Origin of the sequence: Glaciecola sp. 1036, from assembly GCF_050306235.1 — a bacterium.
In the GTDB taxonomy this organism is placed as follows: Bacteria; Pseudomonadota; Gammaproteobacteria; order Enterobacterales; family Alteromonadaceae; genus Glaciecola.
This window is the reverse complement of sequence record NZ_JBLWFH010000022.1, coordinates 23,067-47,436: the sequence shown is the minus strand read 5'-3', so window position 1 is coordinate 47,436 and position 24,370 is coordinate 23,067. Positions and strand designations below refer to the sequence as shown.

Below are 24,370 nucleotides of genomic sequence, written 5' to 3'. Positions count from 1 at the left end.
AGTTTGACGCCAAATGAATCAGAAAAGAGATATTGGAATTACTATAAACCCGTGGCCAAAAACACTTGACCACTACACCATTTATCGAAGAGTATTGTATAGTTATTAGTGTCGTAGCATGCATAAGTTCCTATAAATTATTTTGTATCGGCAAGTGATTCTATTTAAACATTAATTTGCATTCAGTTTTAGTCCGTAAAAGTAATTGGATCTTTAATAAATAAACGGAACAAGATGCGTCAGATATGTATGGCGATGGTGGATCAAATGAGATTGTGATTGAGTAAGTTTGTAATTAGGAATAAAAATTGAAAAATAGATTTCTCTGGTTAATAGTTTATAAAACCTTATTAATCTAAAGATGACAAATCCTCTAGGATCTGTCATCTTTAAACGAGAGTTTTTAGCTGTTATAGATTTTCCTTGATCTGTTTTTCAACCTTGTAAGAATGGGCTAACTCTGGAAAGGAACTCACGAGCTCAGTATAAATCGCTTCATCCTCTTGTTTTAACGAAGCCATCAATGCTCGATGGTGATCGGAAAACTTGTCACTACCTTTTAAAAGAAGACTTATATAATAAGAGATAAAATCGCGATTTGCTCTAGAAAAAATAATCGCATTTCCTATAGTGTCTGTCCCAATTTCACTGTAACCATAGGTTGCTTGATATCTATTTACTAGAAATTCGAAAGATTTTGGTTGTATTGGCCCCATCAAGGCTGCGTCAATTACATTGAAATTTTTGAACATTTCTGAATCCGGTTTCATTCCATAATTTTCTAATGTAATGACTGTGTTAAAATCACCGGATTTTATAAGATGTAATATAGATGCGGCTGATATTTTTGCTCCTAGTGTTACTAATTTGAGAATTACTTCAATCGGAGCCTCAACCATTATGGCGGTATTTGCGAGATTACTAATTGAATCTGGATAATCTGCAGAAAAAGTATCAGCGGCACTTAAAAATCCATCCCAGTCTTTTTTTAAAATAAGTCCTTGAAGACGAGCTACATCGGTGCCGATTTTGGATTTGGTATCTTCACTCAATTCTTCAATTCCACTAATTCGATTCAGAACACCGATCAGTTTTGTTCCTAATTGCGTCATTGAAGATTTAGGACTATTAGGAACTGGCACGAATAAAGTAATGTCTTCAACTTCATCAATGTTAAGTCCTCGTTCTTTGTTTTCAAAAGTTGAGTTAATTGAAGGCTCTATTTGCCTTTCACTATAAACGGAAATCGCTTCTTTTTCTTCGTGAATGTTTTTATTATTGTCGCTCTGTAAAGCAATTTCATTAATAGATACTGACGAATACCAAAACAAAAATATAGGAAACAAAGCGGCGATTGAAGGTATTAAATATAAAAACCTTGCATCTTCTTGAATTTCTTTATTTATAATTTTTGACTTATTATTTTTGTACCATTGATATGAAATATGGGCGAATGCTCCTAAAATTAAATACCCAAAAACAAAATGTAACTCAAACGCATCAAAGAATAACGCACCAACCGAGTAAATAATAATAGGAAGGTAGATGCAGTACGACGCTTCTTTTTTGGACATCACAATATAGTTAATCATATTCATCTTCTTTCACACTCTAGATTGCCTTGTGTATTATCTCTCGTACATCTATTTACGTTTTCATTAAATGTATGGGCAGTTTCGGCTGCACCAACAGTTCCAATAAAAGCTGCTCCAACTCCACCTGAAAATATACCAGCCGCAACTGCAAAAATTCCAGTTGCTATTGACTGATAAAGTGCAACATCATTCGCAGCATTCATACAACTTTCGAGATTGTTAGCTACTCTCATTTTACAATCGTACACATCGTCTTGAGGGCCTTCATCACCGAAGCTACCCCCCAAATCCACCTAAATTATTAAGTGTTGCCAAGTTAACGCTGAAATTCATAAATCCGGAACTTGGATTATTGTTAAAGGGCGTCGCCGCTCCAACTGTGAAAGCGCTCCCATAATCAGTATAGCCCCCGCCAATCCCCCACTCAATTGGAGTCATTGACATGGTAGCGATGTCTCCATCTTCTAGCGTTAATTCTTTTTTACTTTCTAAAACCGGATCTATTTTGGTTACATCGGAAAAAACTTTGTAAGAAGTAGTGCCAAGAAAAAATATACTGATTAGTGCCGAAAAGTAGAAGATATGCTTTGTAGTAAGTTTCATTTCTTTGTCCTTGAAATATAGGTTAAGTCCATGTTTGAACTTCATCTTTACAGATGAGGTTTAAACTAAAGTATAATAAATATTTTAGAGTGTCAAATCTTCGTTTGATAAGTAGGTGTAATTCTATAGTATAATGAGCCTTGAAAAGGCGTTGATAAATTAAGGTTCAGACATTCATTGATATCGGATAAAATTTTATGAATATCACAGATTTCCTCCGGATATCATTCGTTAAGCAATTTGGCTTTACTACTGATTCAATTAGAGTTTAAGAGATGTTTAAGACCTAATGAACAAATGTGGTATAGAGATCAGCTACTAATTTATGCAATATGTTGAATCTTTCATGTAATTAGTGATACCGACGGCCATCCAACAAGCGGCAATTCCTGAAGTACTCGCTGGCCATGATGTAATGGCTGGCGCACAAACCGGTACCGGTAAAACCGCAGCCTTCGCATTGCCTTTAATTCAACGTTATTTAGCTGGTGAAGCTGGGAGCCAGATTAAAGTATTAGTGCTGACGCCAACTCGAGAACTTGCTCAGCAGGTGCATCAAAGCTTCGTAAAATACAGTGAAGGCTTAGATCTAAACTCGGTGGTTGCATATGGCGGTGCTAGTATCAATCCGCAAATTGATGCGCTAAATGCAGGCTGTGATGTTTTGGTTGCAACCCCAGGACGTTTACTGGAACTTGCGATTAAAGAATACATTGATCTAAGTGCTCTTGAAACCCTAGTGCTTGATGAAGCCGATAGAATGCTCGACATGGGGTTTATTATTGATATTAAGCGCATTCTTAAACGCCTTCCCGAGCAACACCAAACCTTGTTTTTTTCCGCAACATTCAATGATGAAGTGTATGCCTTGAGCAAAACCATTCTACGCGAGCCAAAATTAATTGAGGTTGCTACACGCAATGCCACAACTACAAAAATAGAACAGCGTGTTTATGAGACTGATAACAAACAAAAGGCAGCATTAACAGCCTATTTAATTGGCGCAAATAACTGGCGGCAGGTGCTTATTTTTACTCGTACAAAACAGGCGGTTGATGCGCTAGCCAAGGAACTTGAAAAAGACGGAATAAATTGTGCTGCAGTGCACGGAGATAAATCCCAAGGTGCTCGTGATAGAGGCCTTGATGCGTTCAAAACTGGTCAAGTACGCGCGCTGGTTGCCACTGATGTAGCGGCCCGCGGTTTGGATATCGAACAATTGCAGACCGTAATAAATTTTGAATTACCTTACAACGCCGAGGACTATATTCATCGTATCGGCCGCACTGGCAGAGCGGGGCATTCTGGCCTTGCAGTTTCTTTGGTTTCCCAAAAAGAGAAATACCTACTGGAACAAATAGAAAAGCTCACAGGTGAGCATTTACCCATTCGATGGGAACCGGGGTTTGAACCAAATCTTGAGCAAATTGAAGCCAGCAATACAAAGCGCAAGCCGTCGAAAAAAGCACTACGAGCTAAAGCGTTAGGGAAAGCTGGTAACTCTAAGTCAAAAGCGGGTAAGCCAAGGCGACGTTAAGAAAAAAAGAGGTAGGTGAGGGCATCAAATATTAGCTTTCTGCCGCTTTCTTAGCGCGTAATATGTTATTTTTTATCCTCAAATGATCCGATCTAAGCATTAATTTGCATTCAGTTTTAATGCTGACAAGTCACTCAATCTTATTTAAAGATAAAGCAACTAAATGGAAAAAGATGAGTCAGATATTTATTGCAATGGGGGATCAAAATTAACCTCAACTTGGCTTTGTAATGTCATTTATTTCAGGGCTAAGAACCAATTTATTGGAATTCACAGATAATGATTAAATGGACAATAGTGGGACTTATCATCATCAGCCTGAGCGCATCTTATTATGTGCTTATGGTTCGTGAACCTACAGATAGTACCCAAGAAAATGTCGTCTTGCCAACGGATGCTATCGAGCATCTCGCTAATGAAGTCGAACCTGCATTAAAAGATACTATTAACGTCACTATAGAGCCGTCGATACCAGCCAGTAAAGCGCAACTTTCTGTGAAAGAAATGACAAAACATACTCAACAAGGATTCGTATACGACGCTTCCCTTGACTTAGCGCAATCAAAACAACTAGCTAATTATTTAAATAGGATAGTCTTCGGGCTTATTCAGGACAAGGTAGTGCCTACGATACCTGATAAAGAGCTTCGTGAAGTCGAGAAAACAGTGGATCCTATTGCGTATTGTTTTACAACTAAGCATTGGGATATCTGTGAAGACATGGTTTATCAGGCATTAATAAAATTTGACGATCACCCCCAAAAAAGGCAGCTCTGTCTAACAATGATGACTAGCTCACTTGTTAAAATAGATGGTTCTGAGCAGTTGCTACTGAGCTTAATAAACATGGGAGCGGAAATTCAAACGATTTCATTACTTCCCCTTATCAATAAACATAAGTTTGATAGAGTATTACAACTTGAAAATCTAGGACTTGATCTTGCGGCACTCAATTATGGCGAGTTTACCTTACTCGACATGGTATTAGCGAAAAAGACCAGCCAAGAAGCATTCATGTTTCTGTTAGAACGAGTGGATGATATTAATCATGTAGGCGAGCGCTCACAAGTAGACACTTTATTTATTGCATTGGTTAACGCAAACAAAAATAAGCGTTTTATTACCAGCGCGATTGAACAGATGATTGCCAAAGGAGCGATAATTAATCCTCGCCACTTACAGGCAATGCAAGGCTTAAAAAATGAATCACCAGAGACTTACACCATGATTATCGAGCAATATCCGCAACTTGTTGCTACTCATTAAAGTCGTAATTAGCGAGCCGGACTATAACGTAATCTCTCTACAGGCCTTTCGTCTATAAATACATGGATGACAGCCGTAATCATTGCAATTACACAAGCACTCCACCAAACAACGTCATAAGATCCCGTATAGTCGTAAAGGTAACCTCCCAACCAAACACCACTAAATGAGCCGAGTTGGTGACTTAAGAAAACTATTCCATATAGTAACCCCATGTGAGGTAAACCAAAGAGCTGCGCTACTAGCCCAGAAGTGGGAGGTACAGTTGCTAACCATAAAAAGCCAGTGATGATTGAGAATAAGATTACCGATGTTTCCGTCATTGGCAATAGCATAAACAAAGCTATTGCTATAGCTCTGAGTGCATAGATTATTGTTAATAAATTCTTTTTAGAGTACTTTCCGGACCAAAATCCAGACACTAAACAACCAAAAATATTAAACAAGCCGATAAGCGCCAAACTAGCCACGGCAATATTTGCAGAAAAGCCCCTGTCACCTAAAAATGCCGGCATATGCACTGTTATAAAGGCTAGCTGAAAGCCACAAACGAAAAAGCCAATCACGATTAACCAATAATGTGGATAAGTACATGCTTCATTCAGGGCTTCTCTTACAGTTTGTTTGGAGCTCTGGGTTTGTATCGCTTGTTGAATGCCAGCTTTATCTTTAAATACCCCTGCCATCAATGCCATAGACAGTGCACCTCCAGCTAATAACAGCAGTGCATTACTCCAACCATACGCCGCTATAAAATCTTGAGCGATAGGAACAAATATTAATTGCCCCGCAGAGCCTGCAGCGCTGCCTAAGCCTAATGCAAAAGCGCGCTTTTCAGGTGAAACCATTTTTGCCATTGCAGGTAGAACAACACCAAAACCTGTTGCAGCAATTCCCATTCCCATTAGTAAACCGGCTCCTAGGTTTAGGCTAAATATGGAATCAGATGTTGCGGTTATATAAAGGCCTCCAGTATATAACAGTGCACCAGCAATAACGGTTTTGCTCGTGCCATATTTATCCGCTAAGGCGCCAGCAAAGGGTTGTGATAATCCCCACCATAAGTTTTGCAACGCCAGTGCAAACGCAAAGACTTCCCTGCCATAGCCAAATTCTTCTGAAATCGGAGCCATAAAAAAGCCCATTGATGATCTCAAGCCAAAATTTAAAGATAATAAAATGCAAGTAAGGGCAATGGAAAAGCTCAAAAGTTTGACTGGTAAAGTCATTTCAGTTCCTCAAAACTCTGTCGTTGGCGCATGATTATTCTATAAGAGACTTTCTGCACTGAACTGAGGCTTGATCCTTTAGTCTAGCTTCAGTGCTGGAGTTGAAGGAGCCATTATAAGCAGTGAGACGTTCAGCGAAATTCTCAGATACACAGCCGCAATATTCATCCAAGCTAACACCCTTCAAATCGAAAAATATCTTTCCTTTTAGGCAGCCTTTTTTAACGTTTTCTGTGTTTTTATCGATATTAATGCAAGCTTTCGAATTACCTATTTTAGAAATTATGTGACTTTGATCAAAATCTCTACCTAATTTTTTCCGTTCTTCTTCAAAACGCTCAGCAAGACAACCACATTCAAACGCACTACTTAATTCGGCGGATAATTCACATTTTTGTAAAATCTCTTGGCTTTCTTTTATTATCTCTGCTTGGCTTAAGCTGTCAGCACTGACTTGGCATTCTTGCGTTAGGCGCTGATTGTAAGTGCGGTTGATGTCTTTTAACGCTTTAAGATTTTCGTTACTCATTCGGCTTGTTGTTTGAATGCCATAGGGAGTGATTTTGCTTATCTCTATATTCTTTTCTATTTCAAGTTGCTCATAACAAGCGCAGTCATAGCCCTTCATAGCTGGGGTTTTCTCACATACATTGATACGCATTTTAGCGGCGTCTGCCTTTATCTTGGCGATGACGTCATCATCTGATGTTTTAATCCTGCAGGCATTATCAATCGCAGGGATATCCGCGTTTTGTATGCTGGCTGCTATGCCTAACGCGTTCCATTTGGCTTCAAATTTCTCATGAGCACATGCACAATCAATGTTTTCTTTCTCGCATCGATAAGATGAATAATGATCCTGTAGAGCCTGTTTGCCTTTAGCTTTTATGCCTTCAAGGTCAACAGGTGCGTCGGCATTTTGAGCACTTAGAACATCTTTAAGTGATAGGGCGCAAGCAGTTTCAATATCGCTGATATATTGCGCATGGGACGGGTTGGCGCCTTTTTTGTAATACAGATAATTGGTGTGGATAGGCTGCATTGCGCTATTTTGCGGAGCCGGGGTGAAGCGGTATTTACTCCAACCCCTTGCTTTTTCGAGTGAGCTGATGAGGTTTTTATATTTCTCAGGAATGATCTTTAAGATCTTTACAGATTGCACAGCGCCAACATTATCAATGATAAAGCTTGCATTAAAACAAGTACCCGAAGGAAGATTATCCATTGCCATAAGGCGTATATTAAGTGCGCGCCAGCTAAAATTAAGCGGCTTTTTCTCAATCCAATATTGGTTTTGCTCGCTTTGTTCTATAACCGGTAAGTTTTGAGCAGAGCTCAATGATGTCATGAGCCCAAGGATTATTATCCAAAATATTCGTGAGATTAAGCGGTACATAATTTATCCTTAAATAGTAACCGATAACTGCGCTCCGCAGTTACTTTATATTGTTGCCCGATCGTAGATTCCGAGCGCAACAACTACTTAATTTGCACGCCCTATAATAATTCTTGTACTCAAGAGCGTTATTTGACTGCTAATCATAGCACCCATTGTGGTGATAAGATAATCGCTATCGGTTAACTCATTGCCCTAAAACTACAAAAATAATTTTACAGTTTTTTATAAACTTCCATTTGAAAAAAGTGCATTTAGTCTTGAATGAACCAGCCACAGTAAGTTACCCATAGGTTAAATTAGTCTTATAGTTAACATTCATGCTAAATAAGCTTCAGGGAAGGGGATATCTAATGAAATTTAATACGATTTGGCTTTGCGCTGCATTTGGTTTATTTATGCTACGACGGAAGCGTATAAGGCTAGGACCTTTAATTCGGTGAACTATGCACTAAACTAAAAGCTCAAGAAAGTCGTTAGTCTGACAAGTCTTATTACACTTGGAGCATGAGTTATCTCATTATTCAGTAACGCCTCCAAAAACAAACTATATGAATACTAACAACGCGTGTTTCCGACCTAATGATATAGATGAAAGCTCGAGTTTTAGGTACACTCAAGTTTTAATATTATTATCATTCATGACACAAGGCTTTTCGTGCAACCAGTTGTCTTATCTAATCAGCCAAACACTCTAACCAAATTATCGCTCCCTATTATCATTCTTGGCTGTATTCTAGGGTTGTTTTTGAGTATTGCTGTGTTAAGCGGCGATGCTGAGGGGCGCGTTAATCTATTTTACCTGCTCTTAGTCTATTTATTCATTCCTGTGTTAGGCGCATTAATTTCTGTAGGGTCCTTGTTAGGAAACAAAGGGGTGAATTTTGCTAGGCTGGTAAGTGACCTGCCTATTTGGTCTAGTTCGCAACGCGCATATTTGGCAAAAATCCGACAAATTCGTGTAGAAAAACAATGGTTTTTTCTACAAAGCCAAGCCGCCGCGCTGGCGTACGCAACAGCATCATTAATTACGTTTTTATTATTGTTACTTGCTACAGATATCAATTTTGTTTGGCGGAGTACGGTTTTAACTGCAGAACAGCTCTTGCCTGTATTAAAAGTAGTAGCTTCTCCTTGGTGGTTTTGGGAGGATGCTCAGCCTACCGCCGAGTTGCTCCGCTTAACCCAAGATTCACGATTAAATGCAAGTTATACCAATACTGGTAGTTTTGGCCAGTGGTGGGCGTTTGTGTTAGCAACACAAGTTGTTTACTCGTTCTTACTCAGAGGCCTATTATTACTTTTTGCTAAATGGTGGGTAAAAAAACTGACAAATAGCGAGAGCAAAAACACCTCTAGCCTTAAAACAAAACCCATAGTTAATAAATTTAGCGAAAACCATAAGTTATCGGATATTTCTCGTAGCTTGCCCGCAGAGTACGCCCTGATAAATTGGGCAGGTCTTCCCGATGATATTGTGTCCCAGCTTGCTTTACACCCTAATCAAATACTTGAGGTTGGTCCATTAACTAATAATCATACAGAAGCTGCGTTTGATATCAGACAAATCATATTAGTTAAGGCGTGGGAGCCGCCAATGGGCGAGTTACAGGACTTTATGAAACATAACAAAGGTTTGTTATATCCTGTGAATTACAAGCACAACAAGCTAGTACCTGCCTTACCAAATCACTTGGAAGAATGGCAACGATTTACTGCAGAAATGTCTGATTGGGGTGTGTATCAAGAGCGCGAGACTGGAGAACACAACAATGGCGAGTAATACGGTGCCAACCTTTGCGGTCGTGGGGCATCCCAATAAAGGGAAGTCTTCAATAGTATCAACACTTTCACATAACGACAGTATTAGAATTTCAAGTCGTAGTGGAACAACAGAAAGAGCGGAGCATTATTCTGTTGAGACTACGCATGGAAGGTATGAGCTTGTAGATACACCTGGCTTCCAGCGGCCTGTAAAAGTTTTAGCTTGGCTTAATCAGCATTGCACAAGTGCAAACCAGCGTGCGGCAACTGTCGCAAAGTTTTTGCAAGATGCTGAGTGCCAGCGACAGTTTGTTGATGAGGTTGCACTGCTAGAACCAATAATTGCTGGCGCGGCCATACTATACGTTGTTGACGGTTCGCGCCCATACGGCGCTGAATACGAAGCTGAAATGGAAATTTTGCGTTGGACAGGTCAGCCTTCAATGGCTCTAATAAATCCAATTGAAAACAGCGACTATATTGAAGAATGGAATAATGCACTCGCCCAGTATTTTAAATCGGTTAGAGTGTTTAATCCGATGAAAGCAGACTTTGCCAAACATATAGAACTGCTTCAAACATTTACCCACCTTAATCCCGACTGGGCAAAAACATTAACGCCTATAATTGAAGACTTGCGGGTAAAACGCCAGCATCAGCAAGACTTAAGTGTGAGTATATTAGCGCGATTAATTAATGACTTATGTCAGTATCAGGTTTGCCAAAAAGTACTAACTGAGAAACAGGCTGACATGGTAAAGCCAATGTTAGAAAAGCAGTACAAGCAATGGATGAAAAAACGAGAAGAAGAGGCAGTACAAAAACTACTGACCAATTACGCCCATTATCAAACGCAAATATCACTCGACCATTTCAATTTACCTCCTGATTTATTCGATTGTGACCAGTGGTTTGCATGGGGGCTTAATAAAAAACAACTAATTCTTGCGGCAACGGGCGCGGGCGCTGTTAGTGGTGCTGCACTGGATATAGCGGTAGGTGGTTCAAGTTTTCTACTAGGTAGTGTTGGCGGCGGCTTAATTGGTGCTGGCAGCGCTTGGTTTGGCGCCGACAAGTTAGTGGATATGAAAATTAAGGGATTGCCAGTAGGTGGTTACATGGCATGTATTGGTCCAATTAAAAATCGAAATTTTCCTTATGTCGTCATAGGCCGTTTTATTCATTTGTATAAACAAATTTCCCAACTTAATCATGCTAACCGGCAAGCGTTAAATTTTAGCGCGACGGACTTTCAAGAAAAAGTAGCGAACTTGGAGAAATCAAGCCAGAAAGACTTAAACACAGCATGTGAACGGCTAATCAAACAAAAGCCAGTAGATAACTTAGAAGATATTTTATCGCCATTATTTTCGCTTGAAACGCCGTAACAGCAATTTGAGTCTTTAGACATTTAGGATTCTTTCGATTCAAACACTTAATTTGTATGTCCCTTCGGAGGTCCTTTGTAGCCTGAGTAATATGTTACACAATGTCACGGTGACATTGTGTATATGCCGTTTTTCACAATCGGTAACGTTTAGAATGGGTGTTTTGCGTCTCTGAGGTTGTCAGTATTTTTTACAGATACCGATATCGTACATTTTATTTATAAAAAATATTTATATATATTATATGGTTAGTTAAAGTGGCGCGCTTCCTGCAAGAATGCTTGTAGAATAGTTAATTAGCTTAGCTTGTTGTTTAACCATCGAAAGGTAAAATTTATGAAGTATTTTTCTGCAATTATTGTTTTGGCTTCGACCTTAACATACGCCAACGTAAGCCATTCAGCGGTATTAACCCTCGACTACACAAACGTGTTGTCCAATCAACTCGCAGACACAATGAGTAATTTTGCGCCGCAAGGTCTAGGGTTCGATACTAGTACCAATGAACTGTTATTCGCGCAACAGTCTTCACGAACGATTTACCGCACCGACCTACAGGGCCAAATTTTAGGCTCACTAGCAATAAATTTACACCATACAACCTCCGTTGCAGGTGACGCTAATAATTACTACGTATCCGACTACACAGGTAATGCTAGTTATCAAGATTTGCACACTATAGATAAAACAACGGGTTATAGAACGGATTTATCGTCAGAAGTCGCAGCTTATGGCGGTTATCCCATTGATGTGCGAAACGGGGTTTTATATCGCGCTGAAAACTCGAGAGCATATAATTGGAGTGGGCTAAGCCAGATTAGAATATCAAACCTATCGTCAGCGGATACAATCACACAAACTTTAACACTTAGCACAGCCAACGGTATTGGTGATATCGCAGTAGATAGTGCTCGCAATCAACTTTGGACTATCGACTATACAGCGAATGCCCTTATTAGACAGTTCGATATTACCACAGGACTCGAATTAGCTAATTTCGACTTCGGGTTAGATGGTTTATCTTCAGGCATAACCTACGCAAACGACACCTTATATTTTTACGATTGGAAAAATGGGTCGGGAAGTACATTGAGTGCATATTCAATTGAAACCGCAAATGTTGAAGCTTCGGCTCCAGCGATGCTTGGGCTAGTATGTTTGGGCTTGCTTGGAATGGGATATCGAAGACATAAAACGCTAAATAGCTAAATTTTGCAAAGCTCCTGAGCGAGACACCTAATAAGTCGTAGTTTAGATGTGCTCGCTCTATTATAATAATAGCTGTAGTGGCTCAGTATTATTTCTGGTGCAGAATGCCGCTTATGCTAGAGATGGGGGTTCAAGATATCACCACATGGCTGTTGTAAAAAATGCTAGTTACAGTCACTGATTAACCGCTATTCACAATTACTCTCGCTGCTTCGGTTACTCTCGATAGTTCTTTTATATACCATTCATTGAATATTACATTGTGCCTAAAAGACTCTAAACGTGTCCCATGCACGCCAATTGTTTTGATTGAAGTTGGTTGCGAAATTGATTGATAAATCCGCTCAATATCTTTTTTCTGCGCATCCGACAAGTTCGAATAATTCGAAAAGAATTGATTCATTTTTGAATAAGTACGTTTGTTGTGAAGCTCTGTAGCCTTCGCCATTTCGAATTCTTGATATTCTTGAAAGAACTTATTACCAAATGTCCTAATAAAATCATTCTCAAAGTTTTTGAGGGTCTCTTCAATTAGAAACAACTTTTCATTGTAGTCTATTTCAGAATTTAAAATTTCTAGATCACGAAGTGATTTTGTTTCTAACATTTCTTTAAACTATAGCCTTAAAAAGGGACTATTAAACTCTTCCTTGCCAAGTGAGAGCTTTTTTTACTACATTTATGAAGAAGGCACGTTAGTATTCTCTATACATAGCATTAAAGTATTTATTGCTGGAGAGATTTACGTATATTCAAATGAGCCTGACTTTGTTTCAAAAATTGAATCGTGGTTAACTCAAAAAGGATATAGTGTAGAGGTTAAAAATCAAAGGGGGCGGAGTTAAAGGAGGTAGAGAAATTGATTTCCAACCACTCTAGCTTATTGATCGGATTTAGTTCGGGGGCAACCTAAGTCAAGCAAAGAAAGCCAGCGGGAGCTGGTTTTCTTATTTTAAGAAATAACGAAAGCTATTAAGGAAGTCAAGAAATGAGAGATTTGGGCGATTTAGGTGAGTCACACTTTTATGCATGGTGTTCAGAAGTTGGCTTAATCGCTAATAAATCTACTAAAGATAAAATGGGCTGGGATTTCATCGTTGAGTTTCCATTTAGCAACGAAATCACAGGTCTAACAGTTCATCAGTCTGCTCCAAAGTGTAAAGTGCAGGTCAAGGCAACAGATGGTCAAAAACGAAAGCTATCTATTGATTTGCCTAATCTACGTAAATTGGCTGTTGATCCACTTCCTTGTTTTTACATTTTCATTGAATATGACGCTACTAACCAGCCCATCAGAGCTTTTCTTAGGCATATGGATGAAGAGCTTATTGAAAAAGTCCTTGAATTAGTCGCTACAACAGATAAAAAGAGTTACACCGTTCATTATGATGAAAGCCATTTATTAAGTGAGCTAACAGGCGCATCACTATCGCAAAAGTTAAAATCTTATATTGGCAATCTTAATGATTATACCTTTCGCAAAAAGAATTTTTTGGAAAACGTGGGGTATGATGATGAGCGCTTAAAAATAAAGTTTGACCTAATAGGAAAAGAAAACCTAGAAGCGCTTATTGATGTGCATCTTGGCCTAAAAGAAAAGGCTAACATCTCGAATATAGCTGCTGTAGAAAAGCGATTTGGGCTGTTGCACGAAAAAACTGGCCTGAGTGCAGAGTCGGCTGAGCTGTCGTTAACTCGCCTAGAGCCTACTGCTAAAGCAAAAATGATATTTCGCAAAGGTAGTATCAGTAATGATTACAGGTTTGATGTTGAAGCCTACTTTCCTCAGTTCTTAGGTGACTTTAATCATCCTCTATTTAAGTCACGATATAAGTCTAGCTTTTTTGACCTTACACTTAAGCACAATAGTAAAAATTTAAATTTCAGATTTGATTTCGGTGTAAAGCCCTTTAAATTAAGAGATTTAAGAGATCATTTGAATTTTATTTCTGATGTCTCTAGTGGCGATACTTTTAAAGTTTTAATAAAGGGTGATAGTGGACAGGAGGTTTTGGGAAGTATCAACTTGGAGGAAAATAGTATTGACTACTCCGATAATATTGAGGCATTGAATACGTTAATGCGAATTGCACGATTATTTGATGTCGGAGATGAAATTTATGTTAGCCTCGAAGAAGTTGAGTATTTAGCGCCATCATGTTCTAGTATTTTTGATTTTTTTAGTGGGAATGCTATTCGATTTCGTATTTCATTCAATGTTGTAGATGGGAATTTAAATTTAGATGATGAAATTGTATTGCTGGGCGCAATAGCTTACCGCATAGGTGATGTCATTTTTTATACGTGGTATTCCGCTGAGGATAAAATCGTAAAAAGTGAAGATACGGAGCGAGAATACGAAGTAAATGGCCCGAAAATAACTATCTTAGATAGAATATCAACCAATATATCTTCGCCAATCTCAGTTCAGGAGATATATGATGAACTTTCTAATCTAGAAAGTAATTATGGTGATAAGCCCGTTATAATTTTGCTTGAGTAATTCGTGACTGATTTTGAGAGTATATTGAAGGAAATGGAAGCAGAAGGTATTACTCATGAATCGATCATGGAGAGCCAAGCAGTAGATGATGGTTGGGACCTAGCGCAATATCGGAAAATCAGGGAGCTTAGGTTGAGCCTTCAAGACAAAGCAAAAAATATTATAGACAAGCCAGTTAAATGCTGGCCTTCGTTTGATATTAATTGGGATCTTTGCCCTAATAACTTTAGGTTCGCTTTCGATGGAATGTCACCGAATCAATATGCCAAAGAGTATCCAAATGGCCTTAAGCTTTGCTGGGTGTTTCAAACTGAATTTTACAATAGTTTATGCCACTACAATAAACGCTCACCAGAAGAATTATGGGAACTAGGCTTTGCTGGCAAGCTTGCCCATGTTATAGCTTATTGTAGTGAGGGGAATCCTTTAACCCCTGTAGTTGCTATGCCACAGCCACATTTTGATGGTGAAGTGCTATTACTTGGTGGCAATCATCGTTATGCGATGATTAATGTATTAAATATAAAAGTAATGCCTTTATTAGTGCAGTATGAAGATCATGACGAAATGACTAAGCGACTACCTTCCTTAAGTGATAACATTGAACAAGTTATTGGTGATTAACTGACTTTCTCCTTAGTGAACTCTAACTGGTTTGGTGCCAAATGAGGTGGGCTGGGTGTTAGTTTGCATTTAAAAGTGAGCCAGTTTTAACAAACATTTGCATTAAGAATTGCTCCGTATGACTAATCAAATTTTTCTTATTTATTAATCAATAGAAGGGAAATGGACGGATCAAATATTCAATGCAATAGTGAATTAAATTTTCATGCAATAGAACACTCGATTTCTGTTCTGATAAGTTAGAAGCTAATTAATTTTTGGTTTATTACAAAAGACGGAATTATTTGCCAACTATAGTTAGAACTAGAATACTTAACGGTACGAATTAATAATAGGGAAGTTAAAGTATGCAATGCAATGTTAATTGCCTGCTGATTGTGCTCGTTTTGATGTCATTTCATCTAGCCGCCGAAAATAAACAAGAAATGCAGATTTTTCAGGAGCTGCCTGTAATCGTTCTTGATTATGGACAAGAATGTAGTCAATTGTCTCGTGAAAATCTTTTTGAAATACAGTTGATATTGGGTACTGGAATAGCCAATTCAGCTTACCATTGTTTCATTGCCGATGGAGAATCTCAATATTCAGCCTGTTGATTTCCTCCGGTCGAAACCTTGTTACACCTCAATTACACTTGGTCTCACCACTCCAATTTTCAGAAAATCTAGCGCTATAGTATGTGGTTGTCCAAGATGGACGTTCTAATTCAGTTTTCACAGGATGAAAGTAGATTTGGCTTAAACAACCACCAAATACAAAACCGTTGGCTAAGACTGTAATAGCAACATTGCCTCTATAAAATTCAACTTTTTGAGCACCAGTTTCTTTTAACAAGCCAATATAATTTTGAATCCTTTCATCACTTAACATATAAACTCCGAGAACGACATCATACGACACATACTCTTTATAATTTTTATACCATCCATCCCCATCGAATTTATAGTCGCCAATGCTATCTATTCCTATCTCAAAAATAGCCATTTCTTTTGAATCAGTATTCATCATATCTTTGAGTTTTGAATAGGCACCGCTATAACTTTCATAATTTGATTTCAACTCAACTTCATCAAAATCTTCATCGGTATTTTTAGTGCATGAAACACATAAGAGAATCGATAATAGAACTATAAATTTGAACATCAGTTTATCTTGATGCATCATAACTAGTGACCAGAGTTTGGTGTGACGCTTGCGCATGCGAATGTATGACATGGGCTGGGCATCTCTGTCTAATCGTTGGTTATGCATCAATTTTACCCCAGCCCGAGGCTCCGGTTAAAATTCCCGATTTTTGAATGTCAGGTTCTGCATAAATCAATCGCTCAAACTCATTCACCTGATTGAAGGCATGCTGAACAAACTCATAGTTGCAGTATGGGTCCCATGATGTTTCCATTAGTTTGTTTAATTCTTCTTTTGAAGCCACTTTACCTTGTCGTTCTATTGGTTTTGGATGCACCATATCGTCTCTGAGCGTTTTTAACAAAGCCAAAGTTGAGAATGGCTCTGCTGACTCATCAAACTTTAATTTTAGTGCATCAGCAGTCTGTTTAAGTTTTTTATGGTAGGCCTGTCGTTCTTTCCAATTTTCGACAATTTTATCTCCACAAAAATTGATCAGTCCTTCTACACCAATTGATAGCGCTATCAAACAACTAATGCAGTCCAATGCTATAGCTTCTGAATCAGAATCATTTGATTTTTGCTGAATTACTTCAAAGTGATAAAAAGCCACGTTTAGAAGATCATGATGAGGATAAATATTTGCTACATGTGTCAAAATAAAACCTCTTTTGATGCATAACTGTGTCATTACCTACACGTCTAGATATGCCCGAATTGACAGACTCTAGATATGCTTATGTAAGTCAATTTCATGCCAAATAAAGAGAAATGTCAATATAAGTCAAACATAAGACGGTCAACGCCGCCAGCAGGGGCGGAGCAGGCAATGCGAAAGTCCCTCTAGACGGCTTAGTTAGGCATAAGATTATTTATTGGCACCAGACCGTGTACCATCTATTTTTTTCTTCACACCACTTCTCCAGTACCGTAACATTTGGAGAGCCAAAAACTTTAATTTGAACGCACCCTCCAAGCAATGGGGGATGATCTTGCGTTAGAGGCTCAAAAAAATATCCATAAAAGCCAAAAACTTTATTTTTTGGATCATGATGATCTCCGTTATATGCCATATAAGCATGTTCTCGAATTGTTGCAACTGGCAAAGTAGCTCTCAATCTACAATTACTCCACTCAGGTAGTATTTGCAATGCATCTTGAGTTTCACTAGGTGTAGCAAATGTTAAATAGGAACACCAGTGTACAAATTTAGGCTTTTCTCTGAGAACAGGGGCTGAAGGAGGTGGAGCAAATGGAAGCTGTCCCGTACGCATTATGTATTCTGAAACCAATTCATCAGTTCCACGAATCCTAGAATTAGAATCTAAAACTCTGTATACATGGTCAACAATATTCTCTATTCCTATCATTTTTAACATAGGAAATGCTGGATTTGGAGGATTTATGGACACAGGATATAAAGCAGTAAAGTCCTTATATGATTTCAATACGTTGGATAATTCCAATAAACTTCTCTTTAGACAAGCAACGCCCTCTTTTTTATGCGTCTGGAATATATTCCTTAATTCATTTGTTCTGTGATGCCCGAAATTATCGACTAGGCGCGAACACATTATGAGAAAGCCCTCAAGGAGCTGACCTGTAATCTCTTCATTTAGTATTTCAGAAAGTATCTGAACCTGCTCATTAGTTATTGGGTCATCTCTACGCATAAATGGGATCTCATTCTCCGAAGTTGCCTAACAGCTTATTACTTAGACTTAATAGTAACTCCCGTTTCCACTGAAAAACCGTTTGTTGTGTTTTCATGGGAAAGGTTAAATGTCTGCTCCATGTACGAATGTGACGTTAATTTACAAATATTTGAACGGCAGCTTATGGCACACTCGGAACTTTAAAACCTAAGCCTTGAAGGTCTGCAATTTGTCTGAAGCGGACCAATAAAGACAATTGTACAATGACCACAAAACAAAAATTTCCTAGCTTTCTAGACAATAATTAATTCGCTCGATACCTTCAAACAGAGCTCGTAATTTACTTCACGTAAACTGCTCACTTAAGCTTTCGAATTAATCAATAGTGGAATTTTGCAGGAAGTTAAAATTGAATTAATAACACACTTTTTGCAATTAAGAGCGGTTAAATTTTCTAAAAATTCGCATTGATTGTATTAATTTAACAATCTATAAAATTACTTCAATTCAAAATTTTTCGCTTAAAAATTACAGAGCAAATTCTTAATGCAAGTACAAAAATACCAATCTTACGTGTTTTTTACGGTGCAAATTGCATTGGGCTATAAGCCAATAAATACAAGGGGTAGAGTGGTATGCTTGCACAGATTTGACACGTTTGAAGTCCGCAAATTAAAATTCGGTTGAAAAAATTTTATTGTGAAATTGCTGTATGTATTGAATTTAAAGGGCTGGGGGAGATGGTGGACGCAGCAAGGCTTGAACTTGCCCGCCTTGTAAGGATGTGAAAACTACGGTCCTATTAAATAATCTAAACTACCCTAATATAACTTTATATTCCCTAAAATCACCTTAAACCCCATAAAATAACGATTCTAATTAAAAAATATAGCTTGATTTAAGTTTGCTCCTGAATGAATGCATGGTTTAAACTTTAAGCTATAATTTCTAATTAGGGATATTTGAACATGGAAGATGACATTAGTGGGTTGTGCAAAAAGTATAATCTGTCAAAAGAGTGCGAAGATGAAATTCTATGGCTCTTCGACAATAGTCGTCCTGAGCTTTTCGATTACATGGCCCCTAGAGCATTTGCGTCAAATGTTTGTATGGCTGCAAAAACGTTTTTATCTCTTTATGGCAACGTAGGGAGTAAGACTGAAAAAACGTACAAAGCAATAACTGATAAGCTGGATTTCGGCAAGGGTATAACGCCCCGTCCAATAGGCAAAAATGATGATTCTATCGAGTCAATCATTGTTAAATTTTTTGATTCGAAACCTTTACTAAATGTAAGCGAAGCGACAAAAAAAGAAGCCTATCTCTTCCAGTTCTACGTGTTTCTGTATTACCGAGAAATCAGAAAAGCCAAGGAAGCGGAAAAAGCGAAAGAAAAGAAAGAGGCAAAAGAAACGAAAGAAAGCGACTCTTCGTCTAACTTAAATACTATTGATACTAAAGATGCGAATACTAGGCTGAAAAACCTGTTCACTTGTTATAATAAAATATTGCGCACCAGTTCACGAACGCTTAGTCAAAATATTAGGAATAAAAACTACAAATCGCTATTGTTTAACCTGGAAACAAAACAAAATAAAGATGTTGATTGTTTAGAACATGCAATTCGCGTCTTTATTAAACAAGGTGCAACAAAGGCGCAAATTAGGACGAATGTTCAAGGCGAGCCTAAAAAGCAACATGATGAGCCCGAGCAATCTGAGTCAGAAGTTGAAGATATGGAAGAGGGGAATGGCTTAACTAAAACTAGTACATCTGTCACAAACATAAATGCATCGGTGCTTCCAAAGTATCAGCCTCCTCCAGAGGAAACTGAGTCTGCAATAGATAATTCTGTATTGCAGCCAAAACCAAGGGACTTAAATAATGTCAATTTTCTTAATTACAGAAAAAAGAGTGTTGATGCATTAAACCTTCCCTACATTTCCTATCACCTAACGTTAAAAGAGCGTACTGATATTTGGCGGGAAGTCGAGAAAGATTTAAAGGCGTTATCAGGCAAAAATAGCGGCGTAAATCTCGATAGTACAGGTCAAAGTGCGTTTGTAGTTGCGCTGATGATTACTACCGCGTCGACATTTGAACAGATATTATCGTTCCAATTGAAAAATCAATTTTGCGACAATACATATTCAAGCATTCAGTTAACGCCTATTGGTTGGCTGCGAAAATCATTATCTCTTGTTAATGCTATATACTCAGGATCTAACGCCCAACGCAATAAATGGTTACACCCGCACTCAGAATATTTAACCCTACCCATGCCTACGTCTGTTTCTCACTTAGTGCAACAGTTACTTAGAAGCAGCATAAAATGTAATAACTGTTTGTTAGAGCGATTTGTTAACATTAACAGGGAAGACCTTAATAAGTATTTGCTTGGACTAAAAGAAAGACTCGGGTTGTCCATTCGGCGTTTAACAGAGAAAAACCTTAGATATTTGCTGTTTTCTACAATGGCAGAGAGACTTGGTGAGCCTACTCCTTCGGACATCGACATAGCGTCTTTGATATTTGCGACAGACGAATTTTCTAACCCCATGTCATTATATTATCTGAGTATTTCAAGTGCAGAAGCTTCATCACACTATGCTCTTTCATTAAAGCGGCTATCGATTGTTTACACTGACATTGAACATAGAAGTTCGGCCCATATAGGAAGTCGACTATGTATAAACATAGACATGCTTTCACATAGCATTCAGAAATTAGCTAATAAAATTGAACAACTGGTCACAACTACTAAAATGCAAGTTGATGAGGCGATTGAACTTCATAATAGCTTTGCATGCTACGTGTCACTTTCCTTAATGGCCATTACCGGTCACAGAAATAACGAGCAGTTGTTTTTTGATGAAATAACCTTAGATGAAAAGCTCAATTACTGCCTTGTGAGCGATAAATATTCTGAGCAGTATTCTGCGATGCGCTTCTCTGGATTACCCAAAACTATCCAAACCCTGTTGCAAAACTATAGAAAGCAAATGCGCTTTGTTCTGTTCATGTTAAATCGTAAATATCCTGAATGTTTCATCAGTCTTTTTGATATGTACAAGGGGAGAAGTACTAATAAACCTCTGCTCTCTCAAATTAAGGGAGGAAGCCTAGAACCAATTACGATAACGGATATATGTAAAAGTTTAGGAAACGATTTTGATTTACCTCATAACTTTGCTAGGCATTTGTTGAGCTCCAATCTAACACCAAATCAACTCCCTTATCGAAGGCAATTGCTTGGCCATGTTGAGCAAGGACAACACATGCTAGATGACTTTGCGATGGCAAATGGTTTATCAGTGCTGGAAGAGCTTTCAAATGCAAATGAAAGTTACCTTAAGACGTTAGGTTTGCGCCCCATTGAAGGCAGGTATACGCAGGGGGTTAACTTTAAAGAAATGACTTACCACCTAAACACTGAGCCAACGAATGCTTTTTATAGCCCCGCCATGTGGCTAGAAAGAGAAACTAATCGAACGACTGTGATGAAGTTCATACTTGAACAAATAAAAACTGTTCCCGATCTGTATGCCTCAAGGGATGACCGGTTAGAACAAATATTTTCTGAATTAAAAGTCAGGAAAACGCCAGACGACTGGCCGACACGTCATATTAAGCTTTATGGGATATTGCTTGATAATATACAGGGGTACTTCAAAGAAACTGACGATGTAAGGCTTCGTAAAAAAATGTTACGGGCTGGCGGTGCGAAACATTCAGGACATCTACATTCACTATACTGTGCTAAAACCATTGAGATCTTGCAAAAGCAGTTCCTCGAATTTCTGGCCGTGGGTAATGAACAAGACGTCGAAAGATCAGATGAATTTGAATATACCCATGAAACTATATATTTAAGCCTAATACTGTTTCAGCCTGCGGTTATCGAACAAGAACGCCGACATCTGCCTGCTAAACTTGCTATATATAAGTATAGAGATACATTTTATATTCAAGCGCAAGAAGGCAATAAAACTGTATACCCATTAAATTTGATGAGCAGCTATTTGCTGTTAAATTCAGTCAGTAATCATAGCCAAAAGGAATACGAAGGTCCGAGTGTTGACATCCCCCCCCAATTTTTAATTCTCAACAAAAAACATATGGCAAAGGTTTTTAATCAATTTAAACACCACGTCGTACCATATCTAAATGAACAACAAGTTGAGCGAGCGTTGTTACATGTGAATCGGTTGAAGATGTTTATGTGTAGAAATGCTATTTTTCAAAATTCACGGATTGGCTTTGTTAACAGCGTAGCGAAATTTAAGTCTAGTCATTACGCATTTTGTGATCTTATAAAACTGACTCAGTTAGCGCCTCGGTTGATCCTGAAAACCGAACCAAAAGAACAGTCATCAAAAGACAAAAACATCGTCTCCAATTTAATAAAGGTCCCTCAAAGTGTTGGCAACATTGATGTGTATGACAAATTAAAAGAAACGATTGAAAAGTCAGCATATGGTAACCGGTCGAACATTCTTGCATGTTGGGCGGAAATCATTGGTGTCACACAAAGTGACGATATAACTTGGCTTATTAAAAATTCTCAGCAACTTTCACATTTATCGTTAGCACTATTGGCTTTTATGCATGAAGCATCAGGTCGCCAATCCAGAAAAAATCCTAAAAACAAAATATTATCCACCTCTTTAGTTGAGTATCTAACGACCGTTTATAAAACACTTGGACCTGTAGTAAAAGATTCACAATTTCTTTTTTATGATGAGGAAGAGTTTTCGCACTTATATTTTGATGCCGTTAAAAATTTAACTCGTAAGGTTGACGATGTGTTGTTGTCGCGTTTAAGGGACTTTAATGACACTACAGCGAGGTTTTTAAATCCGCCAAATGTCGATCTTTCACATGTTTGGCAGCTATTCAATAGTAATAGGCGTTTCAAGTCCAGTAATTTAAGCAACATCGTCACAGAGCAGAATTACCAAGACGCACTACATGCAATTGATGAGGTAAGCGTATTTAGTGATGATGATAAGCTGGTCCACAAAGCATCATTAATTTTCTGTCAACGCGCAGGATTGCGACCGATGGATTTGAAGCTGATACATCACAAGCAGCTTGATACCAAAAACTGGATTTTAGCTGTGCAGGGGCGCAAATACCTACCGAGTAAATCTGTTAACACACCTAGAAGGATCCCATTGTCGCTTTATCTTAATGACTATGAAAAAGAGATCCTTACAAATCTGGTTGATCATATTAATAGATTATATACACCTAAAGACAACAGAGATTTTAGCTTTCTCTCGTATTTTATGGGCGCTTCTATTGAGCACATCCAGTATGTATTCGAGATTGTCACAAATAACCTTGGCAATATCTTAAAACACGTGAGTAATAATCCATCTGTACGCTTATACGACTGTCGGCATAGCTTTGTCAATTTTCACGTACTGTTTTTAGGCAATGCCCATCAGGATACTCGGTATAAAAAGGTAATGCAAGAGTGGTGTCGCAATGATGACCTTGAAAGTTTTAGAGCTGAATTACTGCGTTCACTCATTTCACAGCAAAGTGAAGTAGGAGGCATAGCATTTCGAGCATTAGCTCAAAGGATGGGGCATTCTCCAATTACCTGCAGGGAGTATTACCTTCATGCGCTCAATATAATTAGTGAAATGGACAGCAACAATGGGGTAAAACGACTCACTCGACACACCCGTTTTATCAAACAAATAACAGCGCAGCAAAATAAAATAAAAGGAACACCCAACAGACAATTTAGGCTCGAGGTTCATGTCAGAACAAAAATAAGAGGAATGCCAAACGTACTTCCTAATGATGTCATTCAATGCTCAGATATCAAAGTAGCGTTACCAGAACTATATAGCTTGGTGTCTTATCCAAAAGCGGTAGAGATACAGTGCCTTCATTTACACACTACATTGCTTGAGCGCTTTGAAACACAAAGAAATAACTTACCTAACAACGTACCCAATGTTCTTCAAAAACAAATTGATAAATTGAAGGCGTATGTAAAGGCAATCAATTCAAGTCATATATTCGCAGACATAGATAATGTAAACGACGCCGATTGTCTGTCCTTTCAACGAACCTTCGCATATCTTGGAAGCCCGATTTTTATTGCGGTTTTCAATAATGCAATTAGGTTACTGGCTGAAACACCGGAACAACTGCTTTATGTAATACAATTTTGGAAAGTGCATGCCAATAATACCACACTGTGGATCAAGGAACTGGAGTTAGCTAGGTTTAAAGAGGTTTGTCAATATTTAGGGCTAAACGTGACGTTAATGGCAGTATCTTCCAACAGCGCGTTAAATAGGTATCACGTTTATTTTATTAATGATAAGCGCAAAAAATCAAAGAGCATAAACCTAAAGATAAACTACCTGTTCGGCTTGCTAGACGCGGTGCTCAGCGGTAGTGAGCTATCAAAATGATAATAGGTTTTGCGTAAACGGAAAAACAATTTGCGA

18 protein-coding genes are annotated in these 24,370 nt (G+C 38.2%); 9 read left to right on the top strand and 9 right to left on the bottom strand.

Annotation, left to right across the window (positions count from 1 at the left end; translation table 11 throughout):
• Positions 1 to 410: 410 nt before the first annotated feature.
• From ACNKW3_RS19175 to ACNKW3_RS19165, 3 genes are read right to left on the bottom strand one after another with little or no spacing between them, the layout of a single operon-like run.
• The gene (locus ACNKW3_RS19175; protein ID WP_427400954.1) at positions 411 to 1,592 is read right to left on the bottom strand and encodes a hypothetical protein; all 1,182 of its coding nucleotides are present in this window, start codon (positions 1,590 to 1,592) and stop codon (positions 411 to 413) included.
• Positions 1,593 to 1,594: 2 nt separating this feature from the next.
• Positions 1,595 to 1,828 (bottom strand): hypothetical protein, encoded by a 234-nt coding sequence (locus ACNKW3_RS19170; protein ID WP_427400953.1) that lies wholly within the window; start codon positions 1,826 to 1,828, stop codon positions 1,595 to 1,597.
• A 43-nt stretch (positions 1,829 to 1,871) separates the two neighbouring features.
• Entirely contained in the window at positions 1,872 to 2,198 is a 327-nt protein-coding gene (locus ACNKW3_RS19165; protein WP_427400952.1) for a hypothetical protein, read from the bottom strand.
• A 355-nt stretch (positions 2,199 to 2,553) separates the two neighbouring features.
• On the opposite strand from ACNKW3_RS19165, the gene ACNKW3_RS19160 reads away from it, so the two are divergent.
• Together ACNKW3_RS19160 and ACNKW3_RS19155 are read left to right on the top strand one after the other, a co-directional pair.
• Positions 2,554 to 3,735, top strand: coding sequence for a DEAD/DEAH box helicase (locus tag ACNKW3_RS19160; RefSeq protein WP_427400951.1), 1,182 nt, complete (start codon positions 2,554 to 2,556; stop codon positions 3,733 to 3,735).
• A 279-nt stretch (positions 3,736 to 4,014) separates the two neighbouring features.
• On the top strand, positions 4,015 to 5,001 hold the full coding sequence (locus tag ACNKW3_RS19155; RefSeq protein WP_427400950.1) for a hypothetical protein: 987 nt from the start codon (positions 4,015 to 4,017) through the stop codon (positions 4,999 to 5,001).
• A gap of 8 nt (positions 5,002 to 5,009) precedes the next feature.
• Here the strand turns inward: ACNKW3_RS19155 and ACNKW3_RS19150 are convergent, their stop codons facing one another.
• Entirely contained in the window at positions 5,010 to 6,230 is a 1,221-nt protein-coding gene (locus tag ACNKW3_RS19150) for an MFS transporter (RefSeq protein WP_427400949.1), read from the bottom strand.
• Between the two features lie 34 nt (positions 6,231 to 6,264).
• Positions 6,265 to 7,626 (bottom strand): hypothetical protein, encoded by a 1,362-nt coding sequence (locus ACNKW3_RS19145; protein WP_427400948.1) that lies wholly within the window; start codon positions 7,624 to 7,626, stop codon positions 6,265 to 6,267.
• Positions 7,627 to 8,284: 658 nt separating this feature from the next.
• On the opposite strand from ACNKW3_RS19145, the gene ACNKW3_RS19140 reads away from it, so the two are divergent.
• The 3 genes from ACNKW3_RS19140 (at position 8,285) to ACNKW3_RS19130 (ending at position 11,987) form a co-directional block, all read left to right on the top strand.
• Complete coding sequence (locus tag ACNKW3_RS19140) at positions 8,285 to 9,409, top strand: DUF2868 domain-containing protein (RefSeq protein ID WP_427400947.1); 1,125 nt, start codon at positions 8,285 to 8,287, stop codon at positions 9,407 to 9,409.
• On the top strand, positions 9,399 to 10,778 hold the full coding sequence (locus ACNKW3_RS19135) for a GTPase/DUF3482 domain-containing protein (protein WP_427400946.1): 1,380 nt from the start codon (positions 9,399 to 9,401) through the stop codon (positions 10,776 to 10,778). The genes ACNKW3_RS19140 and ACNKW3_RS19135 overlap by 11 nt, the downstream gene beginning before the upstream one ends.
• Before the next feature lie 336 nt (positions 10,779 to 11,114).
• Positions 11,115 to 11,987 carry a hypothetical protein gene (locus tag ACNKW3_RS19130; RefSeq protein ID WP_427400945.1) on the top strand — a complete coding sequence of 291 codons (873 nt, stop codon included), beginning with the start codon at positions 11,115 to 11,117 and terminating at the stop codon, positions 11,985 to 11,987.
• A 181-nt stretch (positions 11,988 to 12,168) separates the two neighbouring features.
• On the opposite strand, the gene ACNKW3_RS19125 is transcribed toward ACNKW3_RS19130, so the two are convergent.
• Positions 12,169 to 12,594, bottom strand: coding sequence for a hypothetical protein (locus tag ACNKW3_RS19125; protein WP_427400944.1), 426 nt, complete (start codon positions 12,592 to 12,594; stop codon positions 12,169 to 12,171).
• Positions 12,595 to 12,975: 381 nt separating this feature from the next.
• Here ACNKW3_RS19125 and ACNKW3_RS19120 point away from each other — a divergent pair, with 381 nt between their 5' ends.
• From ACNKW3_RS19120 to ACNKW3_RS19110, 3 genes are all read left to right on the top strand, one after another.
• The gene (locus tag ACNKW3_RS19120; protein WP_427400943.1) at positions 12,976 to 14,490 is read left to right on the top strand and encodes a hypothetical protein; all 1,515 of its coding nucleotides are present in this window, start codon (positions 12,976 to 12,978) and stop codon (positions 14,488 to 14,490) included.
• Positions 14,491 to 14,493: 3 nt separating this feature from the next.
• On the top strand, positions 14,494 to 15,114 hold the full coding sequence (locus tag ACNKW3_RS19115) for a hypothetical protein (protein WP_427400942.1): 621 nt from the start codon (positions 14,494 to 14,496) through the stop codon (positions 15,112 to 15,114).
• Positions 15,115 to 15,461: 347 nt separating this feature from the next.
• Positions 15,462 to 15,710 (top strand): hypothetical protein, encoded by a 249-nt coding sequence (locus ACNKW3_RS19110; protein ID WP_427400941.1) that lies wholly within the window; start codon positions 15,462 to 15,464, stop codon positions 15,708 to 15,710.
• A gap of 28 nt (positions 15,711 to 15,738) precedes the next feature.
• Here the strand turns inward: ACNKW3_RS19110 and ACNKW3_RS19105 are convergent, their stop codons facing one another.
• From ACNKW3_RS19105 to ACNKW3_RS19095, 3 genes are all read right to left on the bottom strand, one after another.
• Positions 15,739 to 16,278: a hypothetical protein gene (locus ACNKW3_RS19105; RefSeq protein ID WP_427400940.1), complete on the bottom strand. Its 540-nt coding sequence runs from the start codon at positions 16,276 to 16,278 to the stop codon at positions 15,739 to 15,741.
• A 79-nt stretch (positions 16,279 to 16,357) separates the two neighbouring features.
• Positions 16,358 to 16,897 (bottom strand): hypothetical protein, encoded by a 540-nt coding sequence (locus ACNKW3_RS19100; RefSeq protein ID WP_427400939.1) that lies wholly within the window; start codon positions 16,895 to 16,897, stop codon positions 16,358 to 16,360.
• 214 nt (positions 16,898 to 17,111) lie between these two features.
• Positions 17,112 to 17,912 (bottom strand): hypothetical protein, encoded by an 801-nt coding sequence (locus ACNKW3_RS19095; protein WP_427400938.1) that lies wholly within the window; start codon positions 17,910 to 17,912, stop codon positions 17,112 to 17,114.
• A gap of 950 nt (positions 17,913 to 18,862) precedes the next feature.
• Between ACNKW3_RS19095 and ACNKW3_RS19090 the strand changes: the two genes are divergently transcribed.
• Complete coding sequence (locus ACNKW3_RS19090; protein ID WP_427400937.1) at positions 18,863 to 24,334, top strand: hypothetical protein; 5,472 nt, start codon at positions 18,863 to 18,865, stop codon at positions 24,332 to 24,334.
• The last annotated feature ends 36 nt before the right edge of the window (positions 24,335 to 24,370 follow it).